21 protein-coding genes are annotated in these 23,738 nt (G+C 54.2%); 16 read left to right on the top strand and 5 right to left on the bottom strand.

Annotation, left to right across the window (positions count from 1 at the left end):
- The first annotated feature begins 100 nt into the window (after positions 1–100).
- The gene (gene pheS, locus KNP85_RS09270) at positions 101–1,123 is read left to right on the top strand and encodes a phenylalanine--tRNA ligase subunit alpha (protein WP_214802778.1); all 1,023 of its coding nucleotides are present in this window, start codon (positions 101–103) and stop codon (positions 1,121–1,123) included.
- 12 nt (positions 1,124–1,135) lie between these two features.
- Complete coding sequence (gene pheT / locus KNP85_RS09265; RefSeq protein WP_214802775.1) at positions 1,136–3,511, top strand: phenylalanine--tRNA ligase subunit beta; 2,376 nt, start codon at positions 1,136–1,138, stop codon at positions 3,509–3,511.
- Between the two features lie 41 nt (positions 3,512–3,552).
- Here pheT and KNP85_RS09260 read toward each other — a convergent pair whose 3' ends face one another.
- The 3 genes from KNP85_RS09260 to rnhC all read right to left on the bottom strand — a co-directional run bounded on the left by KNP85_RS09260 (position 3,553) and on the right by rnhC (position 6,699).
- The gene (locus KNP85_RS09260) at positions 3,553–4,575 is read right to left on the bottom strand and encodes a PTS sugar transporter subunit IIC (RefSeq protein ID WP_214802844.1); all 1,023 of its coding nucleotides are present in this window, start codon (positions 4,573–4,575) and stop codon (positions 3,553–3,555) included.
- A 327-nt stretch (positions 4,576–4,902) separates the two neighbouring features.
- Positions 4,903–5,715 carry an alpha/beta fold hydrolase gene (locus KNP85_RS09255; RefSeq protein ID WP_021065650.1) on the bottom strand — a complete coding sequence of 271 codons (813 nt, stop codon included), beginning with the start codon at positions 5,713–5,715 and terminating at the stop codon, positions 4,903–4,905.
- Positions 5,716–5,787: 72 nt separating this feature from the next.
- The gene (gene rnhC, locus KNP85_RS09250; protein ID WP_021065651.1) at positions 5,788–6,699 is read right to left on the bottom strand and encodes a ribonuclease HIII; all 912 of its coding nucleotides are present in this window, start codon (positions 6,697–6,699) and stop codon (positions 5,788–5,790) included.
- Between the two features lie 123 nt (positions 6,700–6,822).
- On the opposite strand from rnhC, the gene KNP85_RS09245 reads away from it, so the two are divergent.
- From KNP85_RS09245 to KNP85_RS09215, 7 genes are all read left to right on the top strand, one after another.
- A complete protein-coding gene (locus tag KNP85_RS09245; RefSeq protein ID WP_021065652.1) occupies positions 6,823–7,224 on the top strand; it encodes a hypothetical protein in 402 nt (133 codons plus the stop codon).
- Positions 7,224–7,745 carry an NfeD family membrane protein gene (locus KNP85_RS09240; protein WP_021065653.1) on the top strand — a complete coding sequence of 174 codons (522 nt, stop codon included), beginning with the start codon at positions 7,224–7,226 and terminating at the stop codon, positions 7,743–7,745. Before KNP85_RS09245 ends, KNP85_RS09240 begins: the two co-directional genes overlap by 1 nt.
- A gap of 3 nt (positions 7,746–7,748) precedes the next feature.
- Positions 7,749–9,263 (top strand): flotillin lipid rafts scaffold protein FloT, encoded by a 1,515-nt coding sequence (locus tag KNP85_RS09235; protein WP_214802773.1) that lies wholly within the window; start codon positions 7,749–7,751, stop codon positions 9,261–9,263.
- A 143-nt stretch (positions 9,264–9,406) separates the two neighbouring features.
- On the top strand, positions 9,407–10,378 hold the full coding sequence (locus KNP85_RS09230) for a BMP family lipoprotein (RefSeq protein ID WP_021065655.1): 972 nt from the start codon (positions 9,407–9,409) through the stop codon (positions 10,376–10,378).
- The gene (locus KNP85_RS09225; protein ID WP_214802770.1) at positions 10,375–12,018 is read left to right on the top strand and encodes a methyl-accepting chemotaxis protein; all 1,644 of its coding nucleotides are present in this window, start codon (positions 10,375–10,377) and stop codon (positions 12,016–12,018) included. The genes KNP85_RS09230 and KNP85_RS09225 overlap by 4 nt, the downstream gene beginning before the upstream one ends.
- 155 nt (positions 12,019–12,173) lie before the next feature.
- Positions 12,174–12,743, top strand: coding sequence for a helix-hairpin-helix domain-containing protein (locus KNP85_RS09220; protein ID WP_214802767.1), 570 nt, complete (start codon positions 12,174–12,176; stop codon positions 12,741–12,743).
- Position 12,744: 1 nt separating this feature from the next.
- Entirely contained in the window at positions 12,745–14,877 is a 2,133-nt protein-coding gene (locus tag KNP85_RS09215) for a ComEC/Rec2 family competence protein (protein WP_214802764.1), read from the top strand.
- A 59-nt stretch (positions 14,878–14,936) separates the two neighbouring features.
- On the opposite strand, the gene KNP85_RS09210 is transcribed toward KNP85_RS09215, so the two are convergent.
- Positions 14,937–15,101, bottom strand: coding sequence for a YqzM family protein (locus KNP85_RS09210; RefSeq protein ID WP_016508105.1), 165 nt, complete (start codon positions 15,099–15,101; stop codon positions 14,937–14,939).
- Positions 15,102–15,191: 90 nt separating this feature from the next.
- Between KNP85_RS09210 and holA the strand changes: the two genes are divergently transcribed.
- The gene (holA, locus tag KNP85_RS09205) at positions 15,192–16,202 is read left to right on the top strand and encodes a DNA polymerase III subunit delta (protein WP_353048936.1); all 1,011 of its coding nucleotides are present in this window, start codon (positions 15,192–15,194) and stop codon (positions 16,200–16,202) included.
- A gap of 9 nt (positions 16,203–16,211) precedes the next feature.
- Positions 16,212–16,646, top strand: coding sequence for a GNAT family N-acetyltransferase (locus tag KNP85_RS09200; protein WP_021065660.1), 435 nt, complete (start codon positions 16,212–16,214; stop codon positions 16,644–16,646).
- Positions 16,647–16,676: 30 nt separating this feature from the next.
- Here the strand turns inward: KNP85_RS09200 and rpsT are convergent, their stop codons facing one another.
- On the bottom strand, positions 16,677–16,937 hold the full coding sequence (gene rpsT, locus KNP85_RS09195) for a 30S ribosomal protein S20 (protein WP_021065661.1): 261 nt from the start codon (positions 16,935–16,937) through the stop codon (positions 16,677–16,679).
- A 220-nt stretch (positions 16,938–17,157) separates the two neighbouring features.
- On the opposite strand from rpsT, the gene lepA reads away from it, so the two are divergent.
- The 5 genes from lepA (at position 17,158) to hemW (ending at position 23,732) form a co-directional block, all read left to right on the top strand.
- Positions 17,158–18,981 carry a translation elongation factor 4 gene (lepA, locus tag KNP85_RS09190; RefSeq protein WP_021065662.1) on the top strand — a complete coding sequence of 608 codons (1,824 nt, stop codon included), beginning with the start codon at positions 17,158–17,160 and terminating at the stop codon, positions 18,979–18,981.
- A 101-nt stretch (positions 18,982–19,082) separates the two neighbouring features.
- Positions 19,083–20,159, top strand: a complete 1,077-nt coding sequence (gene serC / locus KNP85_RS09185; RefSeq protein WP_214802759.1) for a 3-phosphoserine/phosphohydroxythreonine transaminase — start codon at positions 19,083–19,085, stop codon at positions 20,157–20,159.
- Positions 20,137–21,300 (top strand): phosphoglycerate dehydrogenase, encoded by a 1,164-nt coding sequence (locus tag KNP85_RS09180; RefSeq protein WP_214798488.1) that lies wholly within the window; start codon positions 20,137–20,139, stop codon positions 21,298–21,300. The genes serC and KNP85_RS09180 overlap by 23 nt, the downstream gene beginning before the upstream one ends.
- Before the next feature lie 12 nt (positions 21,301–21,312).
- Positions 21,313–22,497, top strand: coding sequence for a DUF1015 domain-containing protein (locus tag KNP85_RS09175; RefSeq protein ID WP_214802756.1), 1,185 nt, complete (start codon positions 21,313–21,315; stop codon positions 22,495–22,497).
- Between the two features lie 65 nt (positions 22,498–22,562).
- Positions 22,563–23,732: a radical SAM family heme chaperone HemW gene (gene hemW, locus KNP85_RS09170; RefSeq protein ID WP_214802753.1), complete on the top strand. Its 1,170-nt coding sequence runs from the start codon at positions 22,563–22,565 to the stop codon at positions 23,730–23,732.
- Positions 23,733–23,738: the final 6 nt, after the last annotated feature.

The raw sequence follows: 23,738 nt of genomic DNA, 5'->3' as shown, positions 1-23,738 counted from the left end.
TCTCAAGTGGGCCGATTTCGGCCAAGTAGGGTGGTACCGCGATTATTCGTCCCTTCAGTCATCGACTGAAGGGACTTTTTTTGTAGAGGAGGAAATAAGAATGAAAGAACAGTTGGAACAATTACAACAAGAGGCGTTGCAAGAGATTCAAGCGGCATCTTCGCAAAAAGAGTTGAACGATGTCCGCATCAAATATTTAGGGAAAAAGGGGCCGATGACCGAGGTGCTTCGCGGGATGGGGAAACTCTCACCTGAAGAACGACCAGTCGTGGGTGAACTCGTCAACACGGTCCGGACGACAATCCAAGACACGTTAGAGGCACGGATTGAGGAAGTGAAGGCAGTCGAGCTCGAAGCGAAACTGGCGGCTGAAACGATTGATGTCACGCTCCCAGGTCGGACGTCACTGCCAGGTCATACCCACTTGCTCCAACAAATTGTCAATGAGATGGAAGATTTGTTCGTCGGTCTAGGCTATACGATTGCCGAAGGTCCGGAAGTCGAGACGGATTTATACAATTTTGAGATGCTCAATCTCCCGAAAGATCACCCGGCCCGTGATATGCAGGATTCGTTCTATATCACAGACGAGACGCTCCTCCGGACACATACGTCGCCTGTCCAGGCGCGGACGATGCTCCAAGCAGAAGGGAAGCCGATTCGCATCATCTGCCCGGGTAAAGTATACCGTCGTGATGAGGATGACGCGACACATTCGCATCAGTTCATGCAAATCGAAGGACTCGTCGTCGATGAGCATATCTCGATGGCCGATTTGAAAGGCACGCTCGAAGTGTTCGTCAAACAGTTGTTTGGTGAGACGCGTGAGATTCGTCTCCGTCCGAGCTTCTTCCCGTTCACAGAGCCGTCGGTCGAAGTCGATATCTCTTGTTTCAAGTGCGGCGGCAAAGGCTGCAACGTCTGTAAGAAGACAGGCTGGATTGAGATTCTCGGAGGCGGAATGGTGCATCCACGCGTGCTTGAGATGGCAGGCTATGATTCGACGAAGATGTCCGGATTTGCATTCGGAATCGGTGTCGAACGGATGGCGATGTTAAAACATGGGGTGGACGATATTCGTCACTTCTATACAAACGACTTACGCTTCATCGAGCAATTCTAAGGGGGATCACACATGTTATTATCAAAAAAATGGTTGAATCAATATATTGACGTATCCGATTTGAGCGGACAAACGCTCGGTGACTTAATCACGAAAAACGGGATTGAAGTCGAGAGCGTCGTCAGCCGGTCGGAAGGCTTGTCGGGACTCGTCGTCGGGCATGTCCTCGCTTGCGAGAAGCATCCTGAGGCAGACAAATTGAACGTGACGACGGTCGATATCGGTGCGGATAGCCCGGTTCAAATCGTCTGTGGCGCGCCGAACGTCGCCGCTGGTCAACACGTCATCGTGGCGACGGTCGGAGCTCGTCTCCCAGGCCTTAAAATTAAGAAAGCGAAGCTGCGCGGCGTCGAGTCGCAAGGGATGATTTGCTCGCTCGAGGAACTCGGGTTCGAGAAGAAACAAATTCGTGAAGACGAGCAGGATGGCATTCACACGTTCCGCGAACCGGTCGAAGTCGGTGCGGACATCATCCGTCTGTTAGACCTCGACGATGAAGTGATCGAGCTCGGATTGACACCGAACCGTTCAGATTGCTTAAGCCTTTACGGGATCATTCATGAAGTCGCGGCCATCCTTGAGCGCCCATACACATTACCGACTGCCGACGTGACGACAGATGTCGCGAACACGGTCAGCGTTCGTCTCGAGACAGATAACTGTCCGTACTATGCGACACGCCGTGTCGACGGCGTCGTCATCGGTGACTCGCCGCAATGGTTGAAAAACATCTTGATTGCAGAAGGCGTTCGCCCAATCAACAACGTCGTCGATGTGACGAACTACGTCATGCTCGAGCTCGGTCAACCGCTTCATGCGTTCGATACGGCGAAACTCGGAACGACGATTGCTGTTCGCCAAGCGTATGACGGGGAAGAAATCGTCACGCTCGATGACGTGACGCGAACGCTCGATACCTCGATGATGGTCATCACGAACGGCGAGCAGCCGGTCGCCATCGCTGGCGTCATGGGGGGAGCGAACACCGAAGTCGATGCGACGACGTCGAGTATCATCCTCGAGTCGGCCTACTTCGCACCGGCATCGGTCCGTAAGACGAGCCGTACGCTCGGTTTACGCTCGGATTCGAGTGCCCGCTTTGAAAAAGGGGTCGACCCGGAACGGTTACAATTGGCCCTTGACCGTGCGGCCGAACTCATCGTCGAAGTGAGCGGTGGCACAATTAGCGACATCGTCATCGCTGGGGACAAAGACTCTGCGGCTCGGACGATTGATGTCTCGGTCGCTTATATCAACCATCGACTCGGAATGGACCTCGAGCAAGAGACGATTGTCCGCATCTTGGAACGTCTCGGTCTCGATGTGACCGGGGACGAGACGTTGACGGTCCACGTACCGTCGCGTCGCCCTGACTTGGAGTTGCCGGCTGACATCACGGAAGAAGTGGCACGCCTCTATGGCTATGACAGTCTTCCGTCGAGCCTTCCGGCGTCACACTCGAAAGGTTACCTCCCGAAAGAAAACGTGTTGCGCCGTCGCGTCCGTCGCATCCTCCAAGGCGCAGGATTGTCGCAAGCGATCACGTACTCGCTTACGAGCGTCGGGAACGCCTCACGCTTCAGTGGAGCCGACTTGACGCAAGTGAACTTGGCAATGCCGATGAGCGAAGAGCGTTCGGTACTCCGGACATCGCTCATTCCAGGTCTGTTGGAGGCGGCTCGTTACAATACGTCGCGACAACAAGCGAACGTGCGATTGTATGAGACAGGACGCGTCTATGTTGAACAAGGCGAGACGTTGCCACGTGAAACGGAGCGCGTCGCCGGCGTATTGACGGGACTTTGGTACGATCACCGTTCACAAGGTACGCGTGTCCCGGTCGACTATTTCGTCGCTAAAGGAGCCGTTGAGACGCTCTTGTCTGCGCTACGTGTCGAAGCGACGTATGAGGCGGCCGTGATTGCCGATATGCACCCAGGTCGTACCGCAAACGTGCTCATCGACGGACGTGTCATTGGTTACGTCGGACAAGTCCACCCAGGTGTGTCGAAAGACGTGTATGGATTGAAAGAAGTGTACGTGTTCGAACTCGACTTGGACGTGTTGCAACAGTCAGCCGAGCTCATCTATGAAGACGTACCACGTTTCCCATCCATCACACGTGATTTGGCGCTCGTGTTGAAACGGGACATCCCGGCCGGTCAAGTCGAAGCGACCATCAAACAGGCGGCAGGACCGCTCTTGATTGACCTCGCCTTGTTCGATGTCTATATCGGGGAGAACGTAAGGGACGATGAGAAATCAATCGCCTTCTCGCTCAAGTATCAAGATCCGACCCGCACCCTTCAAGATGAAGAAGTGACGGCGTCGTATGAAGCGATTCTCACTGCCGTTCAAGCGGCACACGGTGCGGAAGTTCGCGCATAACTTAAAAAGGTGTCCACCACGTGTGGACACCTTTTTTGAGTTTACTGGACTTCAAGAGCCAAGTCGCCAAACTTTGTCCAACCGACGAGGCATGTCACTTTATACAAGACGAGCGTGATGACGGCTGGAAGGACGACTCCCGTTCCAACGAAGATGAGGAACGCGTCCATTCCTTGCGCGGCAAGGATGTTAAGCGGTGCAATCAATGAGTTGAGCCCGAGTCCCGCGATCTCATAAGGGACTTCGAGTGAGAAGACGAGCGTCGCAATCGGCGCGCTGATCATCGCCGCGATGAAAGGCGGCATGACGACGCGAGGGTTTTTGACGACGTTCGGGAACTGGACTTTCGGTGTGACGAAGAACGAGGCGACCAAACCGCCCGGATCTGTTTGACGATATGCCATGAGCGTGAAGCCGACGAACTGGGCCGTACATCCGATCAACGCGGCGGCACTGGCGACCGGGTCGAGTTGAAGCGCGATGGCGAGTGCGGCCGATGAAGCAGGTGACATGAGCATGACACTAAATACGAGCGCGATGACGAGTGATGTCGCGATTGGTGACGTATTGACCGAAGCGGTGATGCTGGCGCTGATTGAGTTGATGAGCGGTGTCGTGACGGCTGCTGCACCGACTCCGACGATGCCGCCTCCAAGGACAGCCGTGACCGGGACGACCATCATATCAAATTTCGTTTTCCCGAGGACACGTTTGCCTAACCATACCGCAGCCGCTGCTGCAATCAAGGCGCTGATCGGTTGACCGGGCACGAGGACGAGCCCGCTCTCGGTCGCTTGGAGCGCCGCACCACCGACGGTTGCCGCAATCATCGAGCTGAACAAAATGAGCGTATTGCCGCCGAGGTGATAAGCGACACCGGCACCGAGTGCCGGGGCGAGCAATGATTTCGCGACTTGCCCAATCAAGACGAGTGTCTCGATGCCGGCCATCTTCCCAATCGTTTCAATCAAGAGTCCAACCCCGAGCGTGACGAGGACGGCGCTTGCCATTCCTGCTGATATTTTGATCATTCGGTCCATTGCGTACTGTTTCACTTCCATCATCTCCTCTATGTGTGTCAATCCAATAAAAAAACCTATCCGGATGGGATAGGCGCGTCGGTCATACCATGAGCGCCTCGTCCGAAACCATCGAAACAAGGGCCCAAAAATTCGTCTCGGTCATCGAGTCGATTTTCAGTCCCTCAGTCGAATAATAATCAGTAGGCCGTGTTGCGCATGGGTTTTCATCATTGCCAGCTCCTCCGTTTGTTAAGATTTGTCTAAGAGTAACACGATATTTTTCAATAATCAATATTTTCTGAAAATTTATTTGAAAAAAATTGAAAACAGTCCAAAAAGAAAGACGACCCAATGAAGGATCGTCTCGTATTAAGACGTGCTGGCTGCAAGAGAGCCGACTTGTTGATCGATGAATGCCATCGAGATTGAATTGAAATGATCGGGTTGGTCGACATTCACGACATGGCCCGAGTCAGTGACGACTTGGACGCGTGCCGTCGGCTGATGTTTCGCGGTCCGTTCGACGGCTTCGAGGAACATGTAGTCCTCGTCACCCATAATATAGAGAATCGGTACGTTCGTCTCGATCGAAGAGAAATGACGAAGCAACGGATTCATATTCTCGGTCATCTTGAACCAGCGGATGAACTCGCGCTGACACAGGTTGGCCGCATCGCGGACGAACATCATGCGTGATTTCTTATGACGCTTCTTCGGTAATAAAATCCACGCGAACAGCTGATATAGCCACATGTACGGCACGAAGCTCTGTACGAGACTACCGAGGCGAATCAACAACGTCGAGCGGACGTTGAACTTGACGATGGCCCCGCCGAGCACGACTGAAGCGATTCGTTCCGGATGGTGCTCGAACATCGCTTGAATGACAATCGTCCCGAGCGATAGGCCGACCATGTGGCCTTTTTCAATCTGTAAGTGGTCCATGACCTCGACGACGTCTTCGACAACGACATCGAGCGTATACGCGTTCAGCGGTTGATTCAACGACTGTTCTGCGTTGTAAGAGCCGCCATGTCCGCGTAGGTCGAGCAGGAGCACGTTATATTTCTTTTTGAACGGCCGAATTTGACGATACCAATGCGACAGACTTCCACCCGCGCCATGGATGAAGATGACCCAAGGATGGTCGTCGCTTAATGTGTACGTTTTATAATGCAACATGAACGCTATCCTCCAAAAATTTTTAAGTTCATTAAACCCTAAAAATAATATACCATATCTACAAATGTAGGACTATCGTTTCAACTCGCTCAACCGGATTGCTTTTTTCGTGTTGGCGAAGTGAACTTTCGCGACCTCGTTCAAACGGGATTGACCATAACGAAGAATCAAATCGGCCGCGACTTGGTCGACTTTGGCGCCGGCGCCTTTCGGTAACGTGACCCCGAGTGTCGCACTTAACTTGTCCATTTCTTTTAAGAACAAGGCGCGAGCGAGAATCGAGGCGGCGGCCACGGCGACATGCAGTCCTTCCGCTTTCGTCGAGAAATAGACGTCGTCTTTGACGACTGCTTTTTCGGACCGAAGGTGGTTATAGTAGATGTTCTTTTCAGCGAACTGATCGATTAAAATGGCGTCCGGTGTCGCATCGAGCTTCTGTAATAAGGCCGACAAGGCGGCGTTATGGGCGACGGCCGTCATTTTGCCTTGCGTCATCGTCCGTTGCATTTTATTATACGCCGGATTGTGCAACGTCGCCTTCTGATAGGTGATGGTGACGTGCAAGTCTTTGGCGATTCGGACGATCTCTGTGTCCGACAGCAGTTTGGAGTCTTTGACCCCGAGCTCTTTGACGAGAGCGATTTTCTCTTTTGGCACGTAGGCGGCGACGACGACGAGCGGTCCGAAATAATCACCTTTTCCGACTTCGTCGCTCCCGATGACAGACCAGTCCGAAAAGCCTTCCGGCAGAACATTTTTCGGAACGCTCGGTTCTTTTTTAATGCTCGTTCCCCATTTGGCGGCTTCCGTGTCGGCATCACGTCCTTGGAACATGACTTTACCCGAATTGTAGACCGTAATCACACACTGAGGTGTTTTAGCACTGAATCGTGCGTGTGGCGGAGGATTGACTGAATGGGCCCGATAACTCGCGATGAGTTCCTCCTGGGCGGTAGCTGATAATTTAATGACTTGATTGCCCAATGTGAGCACTTCCTTTCTAACGCTAGCAAATCAATCTTACATTTTTTTTAGTTATTTTGAAACCAAAGTTTCGCTCTAAACGTATAGACAAGTGAGTAAAGAAAGAAGCGAGGTGAGTCGGAGATGTGGTGGCGCGATGACACGGATGAAGATGAGGCAGAATCTCTCTATAAACATATTCTCGAGCTAGAAGCTCGGATTGCAAAACTGATCGCCCATCAAGTCAGGGTGCGTCGCTTGCTCATGCAGGAATCGTCGGAAGCGGCGACCGAGCAAATCATTGCGTTACAAGCGGAAGTCGATCACTATTTGTCACTTCTGCGACAAGAACGGATGGAGGCGGTCGACCGCTATGATCGCTTACGTCTCGAGCAGACGTTAGGACGGGTCCGACAGTCGGTCAATCAACCGACCCGACCGTTGGCAGAGTGGGACACGATTGAACAGGCGCTCGCGCTCGAAGTCGAACATTTGCGCCGCGTCCTTTCGTACGAACGACAGCGTCGCGCCGAGGAGGAGTGGTAATGGAATCGTTAGATCAGCTGTATTGGTGGGTACTCATCATCGCGGGTCTCGGTACATTCGTGTACATGATTTTTTCAGATGCGTTCGATGTATTTGATGGTTGGTTCAATCCCGCCGTCATCTTATCCTTTTTAGCGCTCGGTGCGGGAATCGGATTGATTTTAAATGCGCTTGCCCACGTGTCGCCAATGATAGGGCTTGCCGTCGCCCTCGTCGGTTCATTCGCGCTCACGACGCTCCTGTACTTATTCGTCCTCTTGCCGCTATCGAACGCGGAAGAATCGATCGGAATGACCGATGAATCCCTCGTCGGCCTGATTGGTCGATTGACGGTCCCGGTCCCAGAAGGTGGGTTTGGCGAAGTGCTCGTCGAATCGGTAACGGGATCCGTACTAAAAACGGCCAAGAGTGTCGACGGAAAAGCCATCGATACGACACAACGCGTCGTCATCATCGAAGTCGAACGAAACATTGCGGTCGTCATGGAGTATGACGAACCGACAATCCGAAAGGAGTTTTAACGTATGAACACAGCTATTTTAGCCAGTATTATCGTCGGGGTGATTTTGCTCGCCTTAATTTTCGTCTTCGTGTTGAAGTATCGCACGGTCGGACCAGATGAGGCGCTCATCGTTACCGGCAGCTACTTAGGGAAAAAGAACGTCCATAGCGACGCGTCAGGCAACCGTGTGAAGATTATCCGTGGGGGCGGAACGTTCGTCTTGCCGGTGTTCCAGCAGGCTGAACCACTCAGTCTTCTCTCGAGCAAGCTCGAAGTGACGACGCCGGAAGTGTATACCGAGCAAGGTGTACCGGTCATGGCGGACGGGACGGCCATCATCAAAATCGGCGGCTCGATCAGTGAGATTGCCACGGCGGCCGAACAATTCCTCGGCAAACCGAAAATCGAACGCGAGAACGAGGCGAAAGAAGTGCTCGAAGGTCACCTCCGTTCAATCCTCGGTTCAATGACAGTTGAAGAGATTTATAAGAACCGTGATAAGTTCTCACAAGAAGTGCAACGCGTCGCCTCACAAGACTTGGCCAAGATGGGGCTCGTTATCGTCTCGTTCACCATCAAAGATGTTCGTGACAAGAACGGCTATCTTGAATCACTCGGGAAGCCGCGAATCGCGCAAGTGAAACGAGATGCCGATATCGCCACGGCCGAAGCGGACAAAGAGACGCGCATCAAACAAGCAGAAGCGATGAAGGACGCGAAGAAAGCGGAACTCGAACGTGCTTCAGAAATCGCGGAAGCCGAGAAAGAGAACCAGCTTCGCATCGCAGCGTATCGCCGTGAACAAGACGTCGCCAAGGCCCGCGCCGACCAAGCGTATGAGCTCGAAGAAGCGAAAGCGAAGCAAGAAGTCACCGAGCAACAGATGCAGGTCCAAATCATCGAACGTCAAAAGCAAATCGAGCTCGAAGAGAAAGAAATCATGCGTCGTGAGAAACAGTACGATTCTGAAGTGAAGAAGAAAGCCGACGCCGACCGTTACGCAATCGAGCAGTCAGCCGAAGCCGACAAGGCACGTCAAATCGCCGCAGCCGACGCCGAGAAGTACCGCATCGAAGCGGAAGCGAAAGCCGACGCCGAACGGGTCCGCCTCGCCGGTGTGGCCGAGGCCGATTCGGAACGGGCCAAAGGGGAAGCCGAAGCCGACATTATCCGCTTGACGGGTCTCGCCGAAGCCGAAGCGAAACAAAAGATTGCCGAAGCGTTTGAGCAGTATGGTCAAGCCGCCATCCTCGACATGGTCGTCAAGATGCTTCCGGATTATGCGAAACAAATCGCAGCACCGCTTGGCAATATCGACAAGATTACGGTCGTCGATACGGGCAGCGGCAAAGACGGCGGAGCCGGCAAAGTCACGGGTTACGCCACCGACTTGATGGCATCGCTGCAACAGACGCTCAAAGCGTCGTCAGGAATCGATATGAAAGATTTACTCGACAACTTTGCTGGAAAAGGCAACGTTCAGACGAGTGCGAATCGCGAGTTGAGCGAGTCAACGTTCGCCGCGACGGAAGAATAAGTAGGGAGCCACAGACAAGTCATCGTCTGTGGCTTTTTTTGTTTCACTCAAATTCCCCTAAATTTGAAACGAAAGGCTTCAAACTCGATCGGTTTCTGACGATAAGTGAGATGTCAGACCATTAGAGAGAGGAAGTAGCGATTATGAAGAAATCACTCATCATCGGCTTGTTGGCCGCATGTGTGACTTGGTTACCAGGTTGTCAGTCTGTGATTGACCAACCGGAAGCAACCGTTGAAACCCGTCAATCGATGGGCGTTGTGTTGTCTGATGTTGGTCTCGGGGACCAGTCATTCAGCGATGCGGCGATGCGCGGCATGGGACAACTCCGTGAGACGGGGGAATGGTTCGTCGATTACCGCGAGTTGGATGAGACGGAAACGTACAAGGCCGGGTTCGAACAGCTCGTCGCCGACGGACATGACGTCATCATCGGGCTCGGGTTCGCTTGTCAAGAGGACTTGGAAGCGGTAGCGGCCGAACATCCGGAGCAACAGTTCGCGTTGATCGATGCCGTATCGACATTACCGAACGTCATGTCCGTGACGTTCAAAGAGACGGAAGGAAGTGCGCTAGCCGGTGCAGTCGCGGGGCTCGAGACGGAATCGAACAAAATCGGATTTATCGGGGGCGTCGACAACGAACTGATTCAAAAGTTTGGGACTGGCTTCGAACTCGGAGCGAAAAGTGTCAACGATGACGTGACGATGCTCGTCGACTATGCGAACGATTTTGCATCACCTGAAATCGGGCGCGAATTGGCAGAGAAACAGATTGAAGCCGGAGCGGACGTGTTATACGCCGCTGCAGGACTGACAGGGGTCGGAGTTCTAGAGGCGGCTGAGCGGAACGGTGTGAAGGCCATCGGGGTCGACAGTGATCAATCGATGATTGCACCGGACGCGGTCATCACGTCGATGTTGAAACAAGTTGATTTGGCCATCGTTGAAATCGCGAATCGACTCGAGAACGAGGCGTTCAATACCCACGTCGAACTCGGAATCGATCAAAACGGTGTCGGTTTGGCCGCTCTTCGTCGTGTCCAGTGGGATGACGAAGAGACAAAACAGTTTGAGGCGTTTCAGAAACAGTTGATGGAGGGGACGCTGAAATGAGTTTACGGAAACGGTTTATCTTTTCGACCGTGTTCACGGTCTTGTTGATTGTGTTGATGATGAGTTACGTTTTGACGACACTCAATCGTCTGCAGACGTACAATGAACAGTATGGGATGCAAATGATCGAGCTGTCACAGCTCGAGACGTCGCTCTTGCAAGAACAGTCGCTTTGGACATCGCTCGGCGAGCAGATGAGTCAATCGACGCTGACGCAACTCGAGCGCATCCGGGCGACGAACGGAGAAACGTTTGCGATGCTCGAACAGACATATCTGATTCCAGAGTTCGCGACGCACCTTGAACGGGCGACAACGAAGTATGAACGGATTGAAGCTGAAGTGGAGACGGCCGAGGCAGGCGGAATTGCGGCCCGGATTCAAGCCGCCAAACTCGAAGGAGTATTGAACGATGTGAACACGCTCCTCTTGAAAAATGGTACGTTCTATGAAGCGCTACAGGCCGAGGCGGCGAGCGAGACGAAACGTCTCCTGCTCGTATCGGTATTGTTGACGGTCTTCGTCATCGGCGCACTCAGTGTCTATAACTTCTTCTTCGCCCGCTCGATCACCCATCCGCTCGAGCGAAACGTTGAGGCGGCGGAAGCAATCGCGGCCGGCCGGTTAATCACGTTGCCGGATTCGACGCGCCGTGATGAAATCGGACGGTTAGAGCGGGCCATGCAAGAGATGACGATGTCGCTCCAGACGGTCATCGGGTCCATTCGCGTCACTTCGATGAAAGTGAACGATATGACGGAGACAGCGGCCGCCGAGAACGAGGCCGTGGTCAGCACGACGTCGAACATCACGAATGCAGTCGATGAGATGGCGAACGGGGCACAGTCGATTGCAACGGAACTGCAAGAGACGCTCGAATCGGTCGGCATCATGGCGACCTCGTTCGAGACGAGTTTGAACCAGACGAAGCAGACGACTGAACAGACGACCGAGATGACTCGTGAAGTCGCGGCCGGTATCGAGACGCTGACGGACCAGGAAGCGATTCTAGAGCGCTCTAGCGCGCGCAACGCATCACTCGTCAATCGGATGGATGACTTCGCCCGGAAGACCGAAGAGATTGAGAAAATGGCGAAACTCGTGGAAGACGTCGCCGCCCAGACGAACCTGCTCGCCTTGAACGCCGCCATCGAGGCTGCACGGGCTGGCGAGGCCGGACGAGGGTTTGCAGTCGTTGCCAGCGAAGTCAAGAAACTGGCTGAAGAAAGTAACGTGGCGACACGTTCGATTTTCGGAGTCGTCCAGACGATTCGCGATGAGGTCGCCCGCTTGACGGACATGGTCGAAGAGTCGAGTCGTGAGCAGACGGCACAGCTCGAGGCGTTCGGATTGACGAAGCAGGCGTTCAGTCGAATCCATGACCGGACCGATCACGTCGCCTCGTTCGTCGGGACGATCGAGCGCGAGATGGTCGCATCGAGCACGGAAGTCACGAACGTCTTGAAACGGGTCGAGGAAGTGAGCGGCGTGACCGAGGAACTCGCGGCGGGCAATGAAGAAGTCGCGGCCTCGATGAGAGAGCAACAAGCGAGCTTCGATCAAATTTTCGCCTTGATGCAGGAGTTAGAAGGGCAGGCCGCCGCACTCGCGAGCCAAGTCCAACATTTTGAAGAGCACTGAGACAAGTTTCGGCTTGTCTCTTTTTTGTCGTCTCGAAGCGGATGCGACACACGTCCATCAGGGTCATAAGCGCGTCAGAAACGTCAAAGGAGGAACGGGCGCACCGATGTCTATTTGCTCATACTAGAGGGGAGACTCACGCGAGGAGGAGACGTATGGAAAAGTGGAGACGGTATGTCGTCGTGCTGCTCGTCGGATTATTCATTGGGGTGGGCTATATGTTTTACTCGAAAGAACCGGAGACGCCGATGGTCGAACAGTTCGTGGCGACACCCAAGCCGGAAATCGAGCCGAGCGTCCCGACTGAAATCGTCGTCTATGTGACCGGGGCGGTCGAGGCGCCCGATATGTATACGATGCCGCAAGGGGCCCGTGTCGGGGATGTGTTGTCTCTCGCCGTCTTGACGGACGAGGCTGATCCCGAACAATTGAATTTGGCCCAATTGCTCGTCGATGGGACGAAAGTGAGCGTCCCGAAAAAAGGGGAGACGGTCGTTGTGCCGGCCGCTGAAGAAGCGGGCGGGGGGACGAACGGGGTCCATGTCAACAGTGCGACGAAGGACGAATTGATGACCGTACCGGGCATCGGTCCGGCCAAAGCCGAGGCGATTCTCAATCATTTGAAACAGCATGGGCCGTTCAAGTCATACGAAGAGATCGGCAACGTCAAAGGGTTCGGGGAGAAGACGTTAGAAAGTATGGAAGGTTATCTCTTGGTTCCATGACATGCCACTATATCCATTGTTGCCAATCAGCCTATTCATTGCCGGGATACACGGATCAGTCGCCCTCTGCCTCCTGTTGTCTGTCGCCATCGCCTTCACTTGGCGTGGTCAATCCGTCTATGCGCACATTGGTGCCGTCCTGCTCGTCCTGTTCGTGTTCGTACGTCCTGACGCCGAGCCGTTGCCGGTGGACGGACCCTATCTGTTCGCCATCGAGAGCAGGCGGAACAATGGCCAATCGGGGCGGCTGTATGGACAAATCGACGGAAGGGAAGGTGTGTTGACCGGTCGTGACCTCTCGCTCGGTCGTCCCGGAGAGACGTGCCTCGTCACGTTCACGCAGACCCCGTTCGCACCGTTGCGCAATACGGGTGGGTTCGACGAGGCGGCTTGGGCGTACGGGGCCGGACTTGCGTTCAAAGGGAGTGACGTCGCCATCGAGGCGTGTCGTCCGAGTGACGGCATGAGTGGACGGATGCTCCGTTGGAAGGAACGACAGCTCGCAAGAATCGAGACGACGTATCGGCCGGATGTGGCGCTTTATATGGAGGCGTTATTGTTCGGGGAGAGTCGGTTGCTCGATGAGGATACCTCGTTTTCTTACCGGGTGACCGGTCTGCTCCATCTGCTCGTCATCTCCGGGTCACATATCGCGCTCCTCGTGCTCGGATTGCGTTGGACGACGCGGCCGTTGCCGCTCCGACGAGAGACGAAGACAATGTTGATTCTCGTTGTGGTCACGTTGTTCGGATGGTTGACCGGGTTTTCGCCGCCAGTGGCGCGGGCCGTGCTCGTCGCCGACGTGTTGCTCGGGCTGTCACTGTTCGGTTACCGTGTCCGCGACCCGATTCGGTTGCTCAGTTGGTGCGCGGCGTTCTTGCTCGCGTTGCAACCGTACTTGCTATGGAATTTAGGGTTCCAGTTGACGGTTGCGATGACGTTGTTCTTGCTCGTGACTCGCCCGATTTGGACAGGACCGTTCGGGCTAGCCGTATATGCTCAATGGTTCGGGCTCATCTTGTTATGGCCCGTTCAACCGATTATATCGGTGTTAGCACCCGTGTATAACGTCGTCGGCGCTTTCTTAATTTCCTGGATCGTCATTCCGCTCGCCCTGTTCGCGTATATCGTGCCGACCGCTGAACCGCTCCTGCATCCGATCCTCGATGGCCTGAATGGAACGTTCGCCCTGCATCACGATTGGCGGCCTTGGCTTCCGCTGCATGAGTTTACGTTTTGGCACGCTCTTGGCCTCGCTGTCGTCCTGTGGGGCGGATTGATGCTCCTTGAGTGGAAACGATGGAGCGGTTGGGGGCTTGCCGTGATTGCGCTCTTGCTCATGCATGGCGTCCTTGAATGGGTCGAAGAGCCGCGCGTCACGTTTTTAGACGTCGGACAAGGCGATGCCGTCGTCGTCGAGTACGGCGAGGTCACGGGAGTCATCGATGTCGGCGGAGTGTTTCAAGACCCGAAAGAATCGAAACGGTCCACCTATGACCCGGGAGCGGACGTCGTCGCCCCGTACATATGGAAGCGAGGGGAGACGCGCCTCGACTTCTTATTGCTTACCCATGCCGATCATGATCACGTCGGCGGACTGTCCGGTTTGCTCTCGTCCATCGAAGTCGATGAGGTGTGGCTCTCGGCGGAAGTAGCGGATCAAGGCAAACGAGACGAGTTACTGGCCGAGCTGGAGACCTATCAAGTCCCGGTCAGGCTCCTGTCGAGCGGGGATAGGCCGTATCCATGGATGTGGGTCGTCGCACCGGGAGAGGCGGGCGAGGACGAGAATGCGAACTCGGTGTCGCTGTTCATGCAGGTCGGGGCGCTCACGTATTTATTGACTGGGGATTTGCCGGACACGCGGGAAGAGATGATTCCGACCGTTGACGTCGATGTGTTCAAATTAGGGCATCATGGGTCGAACACATCGTCGAGTGAGGCGCTGTTGAACCGAATCAATCCGGAATGGGTCATCATCAGTGTCGGAAGGAACAATCGTTACGGACATCCGCATCTTGACACGCTGCAACGTCTCGAGGGAAAGCGGGTATTACGGACGGACGAGGACGGGATGGTCGTCTGTGAACGAAATCGGTGTCGCGGGATTGTGACGAAGGCAGTACCGCCATGAAAAACTATGATAAACTAAAAAAGCGATTGCTCCCCCGGGGCAATCGCTTTCTGACTGACTTATAAGCTCAAGAACTTGATGAGGACACCAATCGCGAAGATGGTGAAGAAAAAGCCGAACGGGACGATGAAGCCGATTGCTGAATCGATGGCATCGTTACGTTTGCACTGTACGTCGTTCTCGAACGGGTTTTCGCTTTGTGGGCGAACAGAGTTAATATGCATAGTGAGTCCCTCCTTGAAATGGTTCCGTCCTAAGTATAGCGAATCAGTGAAGGATAATCTATGTTTAGATAAGAATAAATTGTGAAAGTGGTGTGTGTTTTGAATGAACCGTGGCTGCATAACGGAAAGTTGTCGAACGTGTACGTCCTGTTTGGGACAGAAAAATATTTGCTAGAGACGTGGGAGCGGGCCATTATCAAAGCGGCCAACCCATCTGGTGACCACTTTGATGTCATGCAGCTCGACTTGCACGAGACGTCACTCGACACGGCGCTCGATGAGGCGGAGACGGTACCGTTCTTTAGCGAGTATCGGACCGTCATCGTCAAACAAGCGCAGTTCTTGACGGGGGCAAAAGAGAAGCAAAAGCAAAACGTCGAGCGATTGACCGAATACGCGTTACAACCAGCGCCTTATTCCGTACTCGTCTTTATTATCGAAGCGGAGAAGCTCGACGAACGGAAAAAAGTCGTCAAGCGCTTAAAAGAGCGGGCCATCGTGCTCGAAGCGAAAAAGCCGAGCCAGTCGGAGCTGATGCGCTACGTAGGCGACGAGCTGAACCGGCGCGGCCAAAAAATGGAGCGGGCGACCGTCGAACGGCTGTTGTTCCTCTGTCAGGATGATTGGGGCAAACTCGTCCGAGAGCTCGAGAAGTTGCAACTGTACGCGAGTGAAGGGGCAGAGATTCCGATTGATATCGTCAACGATCTCGTCCCGCGGACACTCGAAGACAACGTGTTCCAACTGTCCGAATTCTTAGTGGCCCGTCGTGCGGATGCGGCGCTTCGGCTCGTCCGTGATTTAGAGAAGCAAGGTCAAGAGCTGATCGGTTTGTTAGCACTCCTCGCGCGACAGTACCGGAATATGTATCTCGCGAAACAGCTGTCGGAGAAGGGGTATGGCGAGAAGCAAATCGCCTCGAAAATCGGGGCGCATCCGTATACGGTGAAACTGGCCTCGCAAGCGAGCCGAAATTTCTCCGAGGCTCAGCTCGGACGGGCACTGACATTGATTGCCGACGCGGATGAGGCGATGAAGACGGGACGGGGTGACAAGCAGATCGTGTTTGATACGCTCGTCTGCCAATTGACATTACTGTGAGGTGAGGACATGGGGTTACAGGAAGTAGGGTTAGAAGCAGTGATTCCGCTTCGACATGAAGTGTTGCGGCCAGGATTGCCGGTGGAGACGTGTTATTTTGAAGGGGATGACGCGGAGACGACGCGTCACTTCGCCTGGGTCGAAGGCGGTCGTGTCGTGTCGATTGCGACCGTCATGCGGCAACGCCGTGAGTTTGCGGGCGAATACGTGCCGTTTCAATTGCGCGGCATGGCGACCGCTCCCGATGTCGCCGGGAGGGGCATCGGCTCTGCCTTCTTGCAGGCGCTCCATCGTGAGCTCGACGCCGACTGGTGGTGTAACGCTCGAGCCGTAGCGGTCCGGTTTTATGAACGGAACGGATTGGAGACGGTCGGTGACGCTTTTGACATCCCAGGCATTGGTGACCATTACGTCATGCGAACTCAAAAAACAGCCGGCTCCTAATGGAGGCGGCTGTTTCGTTTTAGTCTCTAATTAGAGAGCTGCGATGCGAGCTGCAAGACGTGATTTGTCACGGCCAGCTTTGTTTTGGTGGATAAGACCTTTTGCTGCAGCTTTGTCGATTTTCTTCGTAGCGAGGACGAAAGCTTCTTGAGCAGCTTCTTTGTTTCCTTCGAGTACGAGAGCGTCAACACGTTTCACTGCTGTACGCATTGCTGCTTTCTCTTGCGAGTTCGCGACGCGACGCTTTTCAGAAGTTTTTGCACGTTTGATTGCTGATTTGATGTTTGCCATTGTTTTGTCACCCCCTGAAACAAGAAAGTGTATGTTCTTATTACTTCAAGTAATCATTCAACAGAACAAGCACAATTGTAGCAAACGCTTATTCGAAAAGCAACCACTTGATGATTATTCTGAAAACTATATGTGGTATTGTTGAAGTAGGTCGTACACATTAACTTAGGATTTTGATATAATGACACGGTATGCATGAGAAGGATAGGTGAACCCATATATGAACAAACAAGAATTAGAGAATCGTCAGAAGAAGATTCGGAACTTTTCTATCATCGCTCACATCGATCATGGGAAGTCGACGCTCGCTGACCGGATTCTCGAGAGAACTGGTGCGCTCACGGCGCGTGAAATGAAAGAACAGACGCTCGATGCGATGGATCTCGAACGGGAACGTGGGATTACAATCAAGTTGAACGCCGTTAAATTGAACTATACCGCAAAAGACGGAGAAGAGTACATCCTTCACTTGATCGATACACCGGGACACGTCGACTTCACGTATGAAGTGTCACGTTCACTCGCAGCATGTGAAGGGGCTGTCCTCGTCGTCGATGCGGCGCAAGGTATTGAGGCCCAGACGCTCGCGAACGTTTATCTCGCGCTTGATAACGACCTTGAAATCATCCCGGTCATCAACAAGATCGACTTGCCATCTGCGGACGTCGAACGCGTCCGTCAAGAGATTGAGGACGTCATCGGTTTGGATGCGAGTGATGCCGTACCGGCTTCGGCCAAAGCGGGAATCGGGATTGAAGAGATTCTCGAACAAATCGTCGAACTCGTCCCAGCACCGACGGGAGATCCGTCAGCGCCACTTCAGGCGTTGATTTTCGACTCGTATTATGACGCTTATCGCGGCGTCGTCGCTTCGATTCGAATCGTCAACGGTTCGGTCAAAGTCGGAGACAAGGTACAAATGATGTCGACGGGCAAATCGTTTGAAGTCACGGACCTCGGCGTCTCAACACCGAAACCGTTATCGGTGAAAGAATTGAATGTCGGCGATGTTGGGACGCTCTCGGCGTCGATTAAAACGGTCGGCGACGTTCGTGTCGGTGATACGATCACACTCGCCAAAAACCCTTCGACGGAACAACTCCCGGGTTACCGGAAGATGAACCCGATGGTATACTGCGGTCTCTATCCGATTGACGCGGCGAAGTACAACGATTTGCGTGAAGCACTTGAACGGCTTCAGTTGTCGGACGCGGCGCTCGAGTTCGAGCCGGAGACGTCACAGGCACTCGGATTCGGATTCCGGAGCGGATTCCTCGGCATGCTCCACATGGAAATCATTCAAGAGCGAATCGAGCGCGAATTCGGCATTGATTTGATTACGACGGCACCGTCGGTTATCTATCACGTCACGACGACAGCAGGGGACGTCATCCACGTCGACAACCCGTCGAAGATGCCAGAACAGCAAAAAGTTGAATTGATTGAAGAGCCATACGTCAAAGCGGCCATCATGACACCGAACGATTATGTCGGTGCCATCATGGAGCTCTGTCAGAAGAAACGCGGTAGCTTCATCGATATGCAGTATATCGACACGACCCGCGTCAAAATCACGTACGACATCCCGCTCAGTGAGATCGTCTACGACTTCTTCGACCAGTTGAAGTCGAGCACGAAAGGCTATGCGTCGCTCGATTACGACTTGATCGGCTATCGTCCGTCGCGACTCGTCAAGATGGATATCCTCCTCAACAACGAGCTCGTCGATGCCTTGAGCTTCATCGTGCACCGTGATTTCGCCTACGAACGTGGGAAGGTCATCGTCGAGAAGCTGAAAGCACTCATCCCGCGGATGCAGTTCGAAGTGCCGATTCAAGCAGCAGTCGGAACGAAGATTGTGGCCCGCTCGACAATCAAGGCACTCCGTAAGAACGTTCTCGCCAAATGTTACGGTGGTGACATCTCGCGGAAACGTAAATTGCTCGAGAAGCAAAAAGAAGGTAAAAAGCGCATGAAGATGGTTGGTTCCGTCGAAGTGCCACAAGAAGCATTCATGTCCGTCTTGTCGATGGACGAAGAATAATCGTTCGCCCTTATCTCCGGATAAGGGCGATTTTTGTCATTTGGCAGGATTCGGCACGTCGGGCACGGAATAGTACGTACTTACAGAGAAATAGAGGAGGAGTGGCGGTGATCTATAATTTTTCAGCCGGGCCGGGCGTCTTGCCGGAACCGGTCTTACGTGAAGTGCAAGCCGAGTTTCTTTCCTATAAACAAGGGGTGTCCATCGTCGAGATGAGTCACCGTTCCGACACGTTCGCCACAATCGTCGAGCAGCTCGAGGCGAGACTGCGGCGATTGATGCAGATTCCTGACGACTATGCCGTCCTGTTTCTACAAGGCGGTGCCACCCTACAATTCTCGATGGTGCCGATGAACCTGCGCGAGTCGGGGCGCTTCGCCTATCTCGACAGCGGGATTTGGTCGAAAAAAGCGATTGCTGATGCGAAACACTACGGTGACGTCGTCGTCGCCGGCAGTTCGGCAGCGGTCAAGTATCGAGACCTTCCCGCATGGCCAGAGACGATTTCAGACGTCGACTATCTTCATGTGACGTTGAACAACACGATTGAAGGGACGCGCTATACGAAACTGCCGGACACGGGAGTCCCGATCGTCGCCGACGTCTCGTCGAACATCTTGGCGGAAGCGATTGACGTCAAGCGCTATGGGCTATTATATGCCGGTGCCCAAAAAAATATCGGGCCGGCCGGATTGACGCTCGTCATCATCCGTCGCGATTTGATTGTCGACCGTGACTTGCCGTCATACCTCGCGTACAGCAAGCACGTCGATACGCTGCTCAACACGCCATCGACGTTCAGTCTATACGTCGCCGAGCGCGTGCTCGCCTGGGTCGAGGGAGAAGGCGGGGTCGAGGCGATGGAACGTCGCAACGTCGAGAAGAGTGGTCTATTTTACGACGCCTTGGATGCATCGCCAATGTTTCATGCCGTCGTCTCGGGCAAGCAGCGGTCGCTGACGAACATCCCGTTCACGACCGGGGATGCCGAGACGGACCGGGCGTTTCAACGATTCGCCGAGGCACGCGGATTAATCGAGCTCGGGGGTCACCGTTCGGTCGGCGGCCTGCGAGCCAGTCTATACAACGCGATGCCGCTCGAAGGCGTGAAGCGTCTCATCGATGTGATGCATGAGTTTGAACAGGAGGGACAAGATGTTTCATATAAAAACGTATAATCAAATCGCAGAAGACGGGTTACGGCGTTTCGAGCCGAGCGAGTATGCCGTAAATGACGCCGAACAAGCGGACGCCTGGGTCATTCGGAGCCATGACGTCCATCAGGCGGACATCCCGCCTTACTTGCTCGCCATCGCCCGGGCCGGTGCCGGCGTGAACAACATCCCGCTCGACCGGCTCGCCCGTCAAGGGGTCGTCGTGTTCCATACGCCGGGCGCGAATGCGAACGCGGTCAAAGAACTCGTGCTCGCCAGCATGCTGTTATCGGTCCGTCCGATTTTGGAAGGGGCGAACTGGGTCAACGATCACACGTTTGCCGATCAGACATCGCTCGAAGAAGCGATGGAACAACAGAAACGGCGTTTCGTCGGTTCCGAACTGCGAGGCAAGCGCGTCGGCATCGTCGGTCTCGGTGCAATCGGGGCGTCGCTCGCGAACGATTTGCTCCATCTCGGCATCGACGTCATCGGGTACGACCCGCACTTATCGGTCGACGGGGCCTGGAATATCTCACAACAAGTGAAACGGGCGAAGCAGTTGAGCGAGTTGCTCGCCGACGTCGACATCCTGACGATTCATATGCCGCTTACGGATGACACGCGCCACATGATTGATGCGACATGGTTCAAGCAGATGAAACCGGGCGCCACCGTTTTGAATTTCGCGCGGGGTGAACTCGTGAATGACGCCGATTTGTTAGAAGCGCTTGATGACAACGTGGCGACATACATCACCGACTTCCCGAAACAAGTGCTGCTCGGACATCCGCAAGTCGTCGCGTTCCCGCACCTCGGCGCCTCGACCCACGAGTCTGAGGTGAACTGTGCAATCCAAGCCGTCGATACGCTCAAACTGTATCTCGAGACCGGTAGTATCCGAAACTCGGCCAATTTCCCGAACACGGAACTCCCTTACGTCGGCAAGCGGCGTTTGGCCGTGCTCCATTTGAACGTCCCGAACATGGTCGGTCAAATCGCCAGCCGGCTCGCCGAGAACGGAATCAATATAGATAACATGGTCAACCGGAGCCGCAACGACGTGGCCTATACGTTGATCGACATCGACAACCATAAACATGAGACGCTATCTGTGCACGCCCTGTACGACATCGAGGGCGTCATGCGCGTCCGCGAATTTTAAGGAGGAATAATTATGGTCGTATTCAAACCGTTTGCCCCATACATGCCAACCCATCCCGAGAACGTCGCAGCCGACCCGTACGATATCGTCAGCGTCGAACAAGCACGTGAAGACGTCAAACTGCGTCCCGACTCGTTCCTTGCGGTCGATAAACCAGAAGTGTTCACGGCGGACATGCCGCTCGAGGCGTGGGGACAACGAGCCCGTCATGAGCTCGAACGGCTTTACGAGAGCGAGTTGACCGAACGGACCCACGGATTTTATGTTTACCGGCTCACCGATCAAGGGCGTGTCCAGACAGGGCTCGTCGCCACATTCTCGGTGACCGATTATGAGGCCGGTCGCATCAAGATTCATGAGCACACCCGTGCCGCGAAAGAACGCGAACGCGTCGAGCACGTATCGGCGACGAAAGCGCACACTGGCCCGATTTTGATGAGCCACGCGCCGGACGAAGGGTTGCGTCGCATCTTGGACGATGCGACGACAGGAGAGGCGTTGTTCGCCTTCACGGACAGTGAAGGTGTCATCCATGAAGGCTATGCCGTGCCATCCAAGCATCAAGCACGCGTCATCATGCTCGGGGCCAGCATTCCGGCCATCTATATCGCCGATGGGCATCACCGGGCCAAAGCCGCAGCCGTCGTCGCACGGAGCCCGATTCATGAAGGGGAATCGAAACAAGAGCGGGATCACTTCCTCGGCGTCTTGTTCCCGAGCGATGAGCTGACGATTTTGCCATATCACCGGATCCTGAATCAAGTGGGCACAGAAGAAGTGATGGTACTGCTCGAAAATCTGGATTTATCGTATGACCTCGAGTCGGTCCCTGCTTTGTATGTCCCGAACGAGCGGGGCACGTTCGGTTTGTCTTACCGGGGCGAGCATTTCATGCTCAAAAAATTGCAGACGACGACGTCGCTCGACGTCGCGACGCTGCAACGGGATGTGCTCGAACCGTATTTTCACGTCACGGACGTTCGCACCGATCACCGAATCGATTTCATCGGCGGCAAGGACGCACCGAAACGTCTCGCCGACTTGGCTAAACGTGATGACGTCGTCGTATTGACGTGTCATGCCACGGCGATGGAAGAGCTGATGCGCGTCGCCGACGAGAACGGTCAAATGCCGCCAAAATCGACGTGGTTCGAACCGAAACTGAAGAGCGGTCTGTTCATTCATCGGTTCGATTGAACGTGCAGAGTGGCGTCCCGGCGTGAAAAGCGTTATAAATGGAAGAGAAGAAAGGGGTGGCCGCCATGGCTAAAGCCGTATATCTTCACATTCCATTTTGTGAACATATTTGTTATTACTGTGATTTCAACAAGGTGTTCTTAAAGAACCAACCGGTTGATGACTATTTAGATGCACTTGAACGGGAAATCATCCTCTCGCTCGAACAATACCCGACCGATACGATCGAGACGATCTTTATCGGCGGTGGGACACCGACGGCGCTCAATGAGGCGCAGATGAAACGACTCATGGACATGGTCGCACGTCATCTGCTCCCGCTCGCGTCTCCGAATTTGGAGTATTCGGTCGAGGCGAACCCGAACTTCGTCAGTGCGGAGAAACTCGACACGATGAAGCAAGGAGGAGTCAACCGCGTCAGTTTCGGCGTCCAAACGTTCGACGACGGCGGACTCGAGCGCATCGGACGGACGCACCGGGCCGATGACGTGTTTGCGACCGTGACGGAAGCTGCGAAGCGATTCGATAACATCTCGATCGACTTGATGTTCGGGTTGCCGGAACAGACGCTCGAGCAGATTGAGCGCGACCTCGACTTGGCGTTCGAGCTCCCGATTCAACACGTGTCTTCCTATTCGTTGATTCTCGAGCCGCACACCGTGTTCGCGATTCAAGAGCGAAAAGGGAAGTTGCGCCTTCCGGGCGAAGATATCGAAGTCGCGATGTATTTAAAAGTGATGGAGACGCTCGAACGGCGTGGATTGAAACAATATGAGATTTCAAACTATAGCCTTGAAGGACGGGAGAGCCGTCATAACCAAGTGTACTGGCGCAACGAAGAGTATTACGGCTTCGGCGCCGGCGCGCACAGTTATTTGAACGGGGAACGTCGGGCGAACATCGCACCGATTCCGCACTATATCAAAGCGGAGGGGTTACCGGTCCGCAATACGACGACGCTCGAGATATTCGAGAAGATGGAAGAAGAACTGTTCCTCGGACTCCGGATGCGCCAAGGCGTGTCGTTTGCGACGTTCGAGTCGAAGTACGGTGTATCGATGCGTTCGGTGTTCGGGCACGTCTTGACGGAGCTCGAGGCGAAGCGCTTGATTGAGACGACGGACACACACGTCCGCTTGACCCAGTCGGGACTCCCGCTCGCCAATGAGGCATTCGCGGCCTTCATCGGTGAAGCGCGTGTGAATGACGCTCACGATCAACCTTCATTATCATAAAAATAG

This window comes from Exiguobacterium sp. s194 (assembly GCF_018618275.1).
Classification (GTDB): domain Bacteria; phylum Bacillota; class Bacilli; order Exiguobacteriales; family Exiguobacteriaceae; genus Exiguobacterium; species Exiguobacterium chiriqhucha.
This window is presented reverse-complemented; position numbering and strand designations above follow the sequence as displayed.